This window comes from Spirosoma validum, assembly GCF_014699035.1.
GTDB lineage: Bacteria > Bacteroidota > Bacteroidia > Cytophagales > Spirosomataceae > Spirosoma > Spirosoma validum.
This window is the reverse complement of sequence record NZ_JACXAA010000014.1, coordinates 187,297-194,711: the sequence shown is the minus strand read 5'-3', so window position 1 is coordinate 194,711 and position 7,415 is coordinate 187,297. Positions and strand designations below refer to the sequence as shown.

General features: G+C 49.1%; 4 protein-coding genes and 1 tRNA gene. 3 read left to right on the top strand and 2 right to left on the bottom strand.

Going from position 1 to position 7,415, the window contains the following annotated elements; genetic code table 11:
• The coding region (locus IC230_RS28460; RefSeq protein ID WP_191042461.1) for a T9SS type A sorting domain-containing protein at nucleotides 1-317 on the top strand (317 nt) is incomplete at its 5' end.
• Between the two features lie 255 nt (nucleotides 318-572).
• Nucleotides 573-3,194, top strand: coding sequence for a S8 family serine peptidase (locus IC230_RS28455; RefSeq protein WP_191042460.1), 2,622 nt, complete (start codon nucleotides 573-575; stop codon nucleotides 3,192-3,194).
• Nucleotides 3,195-3,291: 97 nt separating this feature from the next.
• Here IC230_RS28455 and tig read toward each other — a convergent pair whose 3' ends face one another.
• Together tig and IC230_RS28445 are read right to left on the bottom strand one after the other, a co-directional pair.
• Entirely contained in the window at nucleotides 3,292-4,638 is a 1,347-nt protein-coding gene (gene tig / locus IC230_RS28450) for a trigger factor (protein ID WP_191042459.1), read from the bottom strand.
• A 105-nt stretch (nucleotides 4,639-4,743) separates the two neighbouring features.
• A tRNA-Leu gene (locus tag IC230_RS28445) sits at nucleotides 4,744-4,825 on the bottom strand.
• Between the two features lie 237 nt (nucleotides 4,826-5,062).
• Between IC230_RS28445 and IC230_RS28440 the strand changes: the two genes are divergently transcribed.
• Entirely contained in the window at nucleotides 5,063-7,348 is a 2,286-nt protein-coding gene (locus IC230_RS28440; protein ID WP_191042458.1) for a RelA/SpoT family protein, read from the top strand.
• Nucleotides 7,349-7,415 lie beyond the last annotated feature (67 nt).

Sequence of the window (7,415 nt, the reverse complement as noted above, 5' to 3'; positions counted from 1 at the left end):
TGTTCAACTTCGGGGCCTACTGCGGTGGTCGAGCCCGGGAGGTGGCCAGTGAGCTGGGCAGTGGCTTGCAGGTGAGTATGCTGGGCAACCCGGTGGCGGCAGACTGGGTAGAGGTGGAGGTGAAAGGGGCACAGGGCCAACCCTTGAAGCTTCAGCTGACCAACACGCTGGGCGAGGTGAGCAGCCAGCAGATGGTTGAGGTGGCGGGCACGGTTGAGCGTCACAAGATCGGCGTAGGTCGGTTACCGGGCGTGTACTTCCTGCAAGTAATGACACCTGCTCAGAACAAGACGATCAAAGTTATTCGTCAACAGTAAGCAAATTGCTGTTAAGTAAAAAAGGTCCTGTCAATAGTTGGCAGGATCTTTTTTGTCTATGTCAAAATATCCTTCTGTGTAGCGTTTTTTATGGTTTCGAATTGTTATTATATCCGTGTATTTATTTATGAGCATTTTATATACTAAATAAATACGTAATTGTATTTGATAATCGATATGCGTCTACTAACTTACCAGCCTGCTTTCAAATAATGCAGTTTTGTCAGTCATTTCATCTATAAACCCCTTCTTTTTATGTTAAACCGTTTACGAAACAACAGTCTATTTGCGGTCGTATTTAGTCTGTTTCTTTGGGCACCATTCGGTGGATTCGCACAGAGTCCCATTGAAGAAATCAAGCAGGAAGCCCTGGCTGCTAAGCTAACGCCTGAGCTGTTAAGTATTCAACAGAAAGGAACGCAGCAGAACAATAGTCAGAAGAACAAAGGTCTCCGCCAGGCTGCATCATCGGAAGGTGAGACGACTTTAACGCAGGATGACGAAGTTCAGACGCGCGATGGATTGATAGCTATCGACGCCATTTCCAATGAAGCTGATGCTCAGACACTGCTCTCTTCGCTGCAAGCCCTGGGCATGATAGAAGGTCAATACTATCGAAAGATTGTTTCTGGATACTTTCCAATTAGTAAGTTAAATTTATTACGTGACGTCGCGACATTACACGTTGCCCGACCTGCCGCTGTACCGGTTGTCAATGCGGGTCGAACGACTTCTCAAGGCGATAGAGCGATGCGATCTGACGTTGCCCGTCAGACATATAACGTTACGGGAGCAGGCTCCAAAGTTGGCATTCTGTCTGATTCTTATGACGCACTCAGAGGAGCAGCGATAGGTGTAGCTTCTGATGATTTACCTACTAATGTTCAGGTGCTCAAAGACGTTGCTTCGGGTACTGATGAAGGTCGGGCGATGGCTGAAATCGTTCACGACGTAGCGCCTGGTGCAGCCATAGCTTTTCATACAGCTTTTGTAAGCTATGTTGACTTTGCAAACGGTATTGTACGTTTGGCGCAGGCCGGTTGTAACATCATTACCGATGACATCGCTTACTTCGTTGAACCTTTCTTTCAGGATGGTATTGTTTCCCAGGCTATTGATTACGTCAATAAAAACTGGAATGCTTCGTACTTTAAATCAGCAGGTAATTATGCACGTCAGTCATACAGCAGTAGCTTCCGAAATTCAGGCAGACTTCCTGACGGCGCCGTATATCCTGGTGGAAGTGCTGCTCATGATTTTGGTAATGGCAGACTTACTCAACGGGTCTCGATTCCGGCTGGAGGTAGCTTTAACTGCATCCTGCAATGGAGCGATCCCTACTACTCAGAAAGTATACAATCCGGTGGCGTATCGGGAGCAAAAACAGATTTAGATCTTCTTTTCTATTTCAATGGCGCCCTTCTGTTCAGAAGCATCAACAATAATATAGGATTCGATCCGTACGAACGTATTGCCATTACCAACAATGGCAGCTCTCCTGCTGAAATAGAGATTGCTATCGTAAAACGTGCCGGTCCCGATCCAGAGATTATCAAATGGGTCAATTTTGGCTCTACGGCAACGATTGAATTTGACACACGTAGCAGTACAGCTGTTGGTCACGCCAATGCCACAGGAGCGATCTCAGTAGGAGCCGTTCGCTGGTCTCAAACACCTGAATATAACCCGACCGTTTATCCTGTTCCCGTCATTGAGACATTCTCATCGGCGGGTGGTACCCCCATTCTGTTCACCGAATATGGCCAGCCTTTCCCAACCCGTCTTCGGCTGAAACCCGAAATCTCTGCTGCCGACGGTGGTAATACAACCTTCTTCGGTCAGGCGTTTCCCGGGGGTGATGGCGATAACTTCCCCAACTTCTTCGGGACATCGGCAGCCGCTCCCCATGCAGCCGGTGTGGCCGCGCTCTTGCAGGAGAAAGCCAAGCTCGCCATGAGTCCAGCCGATATTCTCAAGCGCTTACAATCCACTGCGATTGACATGGACGATCCGCTGACACCCGGCTTCGATGTGGGCTTCGACTTCCGCACCGGCTACGGCTTCATCCAGGCCGACAAAGCCCTCATGTTCGGCCAGCCCCTGGCCATCCTCGAACCCATCTACGATTGTGCCACTGGCCGCATCACCCTGCAAACCTCGGGGGGGGATGGCTCGCCCATCACCTTCACCGTGCCGGGCGTCATTCGTACCTCCCCCACCAGCACCACTGGTATCGTCGAAGCCGGGGTGCGCAATGATACCAAACCCCTTGTCATCACCGCCACCCAGAATGGGGTGAGTGTCACCTACAGCTTCAACCTGGTGGAGTACTGCGCACGGCCCCGGGAGCTGACCTTGATCGAGCCCTTGTACGAGTGTGCCACGGGTCGGATCACCATCCGCACGGTGGGGGGCAATGGCTCGCCCATCACCTTCACGATTCCTGGGGTGACCCGCAGCTCGCCGACCGATCCCAACGGGGTGGTTGAGGCTGGCTTGCGGAATGATCCCAAGCCGTTGCAGATCACGGCGATGCAGGGTGGGGTGAGCGTTACGTATGTGTTCAACTTCGGGGCCTACTGCGGTGGTCGAGCCCGGGAGGTGGCCAGTGAGCTGGGCAGTGGCTTGCAGGTGAGTGTGCTGGGTAACCCGGTGGTGAGTGACTGGCTGGAGGTAGAGATCAAGGGGGCTCAGGGCCAACCCTTGAAGCTTCAGCTGACCAACACGCTGGGAGAAGTAACTAGCCAGAAGGCCTTGGAGCTCTCTGAGGTGGTGGAGCGTCACAAGATCAGTGTGGGTCGGGTGCCGGGGCTGTACTTTCTGCAGGTGAGCACACCGGCTCAGAGCAAAACCATCAAAGTTATTCGTCAACAGTAAGATTTGGCTGGCGATATGTATCGCCAGCCAAATGAGCAACGTAATGAAAAAGCCCCAGCGAGAACCGCTGGGGCTTTTTCATTACGTTGCTTTAGTTCTATCGGTTCTCAACCAGCGCTTTAAACTCGTCGACCGTTGTGTCTTGTGTTACGGTGGTCAGTTGTGTTTTAGCGTATTCGACCACCTTATCGTCATAGACGCGGTTGAAGGTACTCGTGTAGTTCTGACCGTTGTTTTTTTCGTCCAGCAAATAGTTGCGGGCAATCCGATCAATCGTCTTCGTCATCTCCTCGTCTTCACTTCCGGCAAAGCCAAATTGCTCACGAACCATCTGACGAGTAGCATCCAGGACTTCATCGAATTCTACTTTGATGTCAGCTTTTTCAGCAATTTTATTTTTGATTAGCTGAAGTTTCACCGATTTCGTGAAATCATCATACTGTTCCTCAACCTGCTCCGGCGTAAACTTACCTTCGTTGACTTCCAGCAGCCAATTTTTCAGAAATTCATCGGGCAACAGAATCGGTGTGTTGTCGAGCAGCATTTTCTCAATATCCAATCGCAACAATTGAGCTGACTCCCGACCGTAGTTACCCCGAATGACTTCAGCTACTTTCGTGCGAAACTGGTCCTCGTCTTCAACAGCACCGACACCCAGTACTTTATCGAAAAACTCCTGATTCAGTTCTGCAGGTTCGTTGCGTGTAATGTCGTCGATTTCAAACGTAAACTCACCCGTCAGTTCAGCGGCTTCTTCTTTCTTGACACCGGTTGCGTTAGCGCGAGCTTTCTCATCGGGGAAAACTTGCTCCAGCGTAAACGTGATCGAATCACTCTTTTTCTTACCAACGAACTGACCCTTGGCGTCGTCAGCCATTTGGTTTATCGGGAAAGCAGTTTTCGCCGAAAAATCACCATTCAGCTGCTTCAGTTCACCATAAATCGTATCGCCATCACCAACTTCTTCACCGTGAGCATGGGTATGGAAACGTTGCTGCAAATCAGCAATCGTTGAATTAACTTCAGCCTCACCCGCCTGAATTTCGTACTGCGTTACGCTGGGCAGGTCGCTGAAATCGATATCAAACTCAGAGGCCAGACCCAGTGTATAACTGAATGCGAAATCCGACTGGTTATCCCAGTCTATGGCGTCGGCTTGTTCCCGATCGGGGACTGGATCACCAACAACCTGTAGTTTATTCTCGCGGATATACTGACTAACCGTTTTGCTCAGCATCGAGTTGATTTCGTCGACCAGAATGCTTTTGCCGTACATTTTCTGTACCAGAGACGCTGGTACATGGCCAGGGCGGAATCCCTTCAATTGCACTTTCCGACCGTAGTCTTTTAGTTTTTTATCGACTTCTGGCTTGTAGTCAGCGGGGGTCAGGGTAATTTTCAGCGAAGCGTTGGTATCGCTGGCTTTTTCTAAGGTAATATCCACGTTTGTGTCGGTTTAAAATGAAAGAGCGAAAGAGTGAAAAATGAAAGAGTGAATTGTTATAGACAACGCTCTTTCGCTCTTTCACTCTTTCGCTTTTAAACTTTGTACGGGCGGAGGGACTCGAACCCACACACCTTGCGGCACCAGATCCTAAGTCTGGCACGTCTACCAATTTCGCCACGCCCGCAGATCTGTAGACCCATTCAGTAGCTAGCTGTTTGAGCTTTTCAGGCTGCAAAAGTACGAAAAACTTTATCTTCTACCCAATGTCATGCTGTTTTTTTTGCTGTTTTTTTTGAACGCTGATAGTCCATAAAAACAACCGATAAATTTACTTACGCTCCTACATCAATTTTAGATTATTATTTTGTTATCTTGGTAGTACGAGTACAACCTACAGGCAATAACTGCAAAGAAGCCACCAATGATGAACGCCATTGAAAATCGAACTGGTCGGTCCGCCGATGCGGCTGAACCTGTTATTGATTTAGAACTGGAACGACAGGAAATCCTCAAACGCTACCGACGTTTACTACGTGCTGCCAAGCCCATGCTTAAAGGCGATGACGCTAAGTTGATCAAGAAAGCGTTCAATACGTCGGCCGAAGCTCACAAAAACATGCGTCGGCGATCGGGAGAGCCTTATATCTATCACCCGCTTGCCGTAGCTCAGATTGCTGTTGAAGAAATTGGCCTGGGAACAACCAGCATCGTAGCGGCTCTGCTCCACGACGTAGTGGAAGATACGGAAACCACCATTGCCGATATTGATCGGTCTTTCGGACCAAAGGTGGCCCGGATTATTGACGGATTAACCAAAATCTCGGGCTACTTTGAATACGGGTCATCGCAGCAGGCGGAGAATTTCCGTAAAATGTTGCTGACGCTGTCGGATGATGTACGGGTTATCCTGATCAAACTCGCCGACCGACTGCACAACATGCGGACGCTGGAGTCGATGCCCCGCGACAAGCAGTTGAAAATTGCCTCCGAAACGATTTACATCTACGCCCCGCTGGCTCACCGGTTGGGTTTGTACACCATTAAATCGGAGCTGGAAGATCTGTATCTGAAACACGTTGAGCCGGAAGCGTACAAAGACATTGCCAAAAAGTTACGCGAAACCCGACTGGCACGCGATCGTTTCATCAGCCGTTTCATCGAACCGATTGAGAAAGATTTAATCGAAACGAAGATTAAATACATTATTAAAGGTCGCCCAAAATCCATTTACTCGATCTGGACGAAACTGAATAAGTCGAAAAAACCATTTGAGGAAATTTATGACTTGTTTGCCGTCCGGATTATCTTAGACGTACCACCCGAAGAAGAAAAAGCGGCTTGCTGGCGGGCCTATTCGATCGTTACGGATCATTACAAACCCAATCCTGACCGGCTAAAAGATTGGATCAGTACACCCCGCACGAATGGCTACGAGTCGCTACATACGACGGTTATGAGCAAATTGGGGCAGTGGGTTGAGGTGCAGATACGTACCGAACGGATGAATGAAATTGCCGAAAAAGGCTACGCGGCTCACTGGAAATACAAAGGCAACGACACGCAGACGGGCGCCGGTATCGAAGCCTGGATCAGTCAGGTTCGTGACATGATCGAGTCGGCGGGGAGTGGCGATAAAAAAGCGGCCATTGAGTTTGTCGATGATTTTCGGAGTAATCTGTACAGTGAGGAAGTCTTCGTGTTCACGCCGAAAGGTGATCTTCAGGTACTGCAGCGCGGGGCCACCGCTCTCGACTTTGCGTTCGACATACATACCCAGATTGGCGCTCGCTGCATGGCGGCCAAAGTGAATAATTCGCTTGTGCCCCTTAGTTACGTCCTCCAGAATGGGGATCAGGTAGAAGTCATTACGTCGAATCGCCAGAAACCCAGCGAAGACTGGCTACGGTTCGTCGTTACGTCGAAGGCGAAGACCAAGATCAAGGATTTAATCAAGGAAGAAAATAAACGCTACGTAACCGATGGCCGGGAGTTGGTTAATAAAAAACTGCGCGTGCTTCGGATGGAAATGACCAACGAAGTTATCAATCAGTTGCGTGCTTATTTTGGCTCCAAAACTACCGATGACTTTTTTTACCGGGTTGGCAAAGGACATATTGATGTACAGGAACTGAAGAAGTTCAAATCCGACAAGGAAGCCAAAGAAAACCGTGCCAACAAGCTTAACACCGATACGTTACCGGATGCAAAGGCATTTGTTAAGGAACTCAAGAAGATTCATGGAGAACGGGCCGATGCCGACATGCTTCTCATTGGGGAAGACATGGACCGGATCGATTATACGCTCTCAAAATGTTGCAACCCCATTTCAGGCGACGACGTGTTTGGCTTTGTGACGATAAACGAAGGAATCAAAATTCACCGCGTTACGTGTCCCAACGCCGTCGAACTGATGTCAAATCATGGCAACCGAATTATTAAGGCCAAATGGACATCGCAGAAAGAATTGGCTTTTCTGGCCGGGCTACGTATCACGGGGACTGATCGGGTGGGATTAATTAACGATGTCACGCGGGTTATCAGCAATGAACTGCACATTAATATGCGTTCGGTAGCGATTGACTCGAAGGATGGGGTATTTGAAGGAAACATCCGCCTTTATGTGCATGATACAGGCCATCTCGAAACCCTCATGCGGAAACTGGAGCGGGTTCAGGGTGTCTTCGAGGTAGTTCGTTTCGACTCGTAACTGGTCTGCGGTTTGCTGTTCGATGTTATTTAATCGGTGTATAAATCATGGTAAACGATAACTTTCA

Coding starts and splice junctions, on each gene's coding strand:
- IC230_RS28455 (WP_191042460.1), top strand. CDS start 573: ATGTTAAACCGTTTACGAAACAACAGTCTATTTGCGGTCGTATTTAGT.
- IC230_RS28440 (WP_191042458.1), top strand. CDS start 5,063: ATGATGAACGCCATTGAAAATCGAACTGGTCGGTCCGCCGATGCGGCT.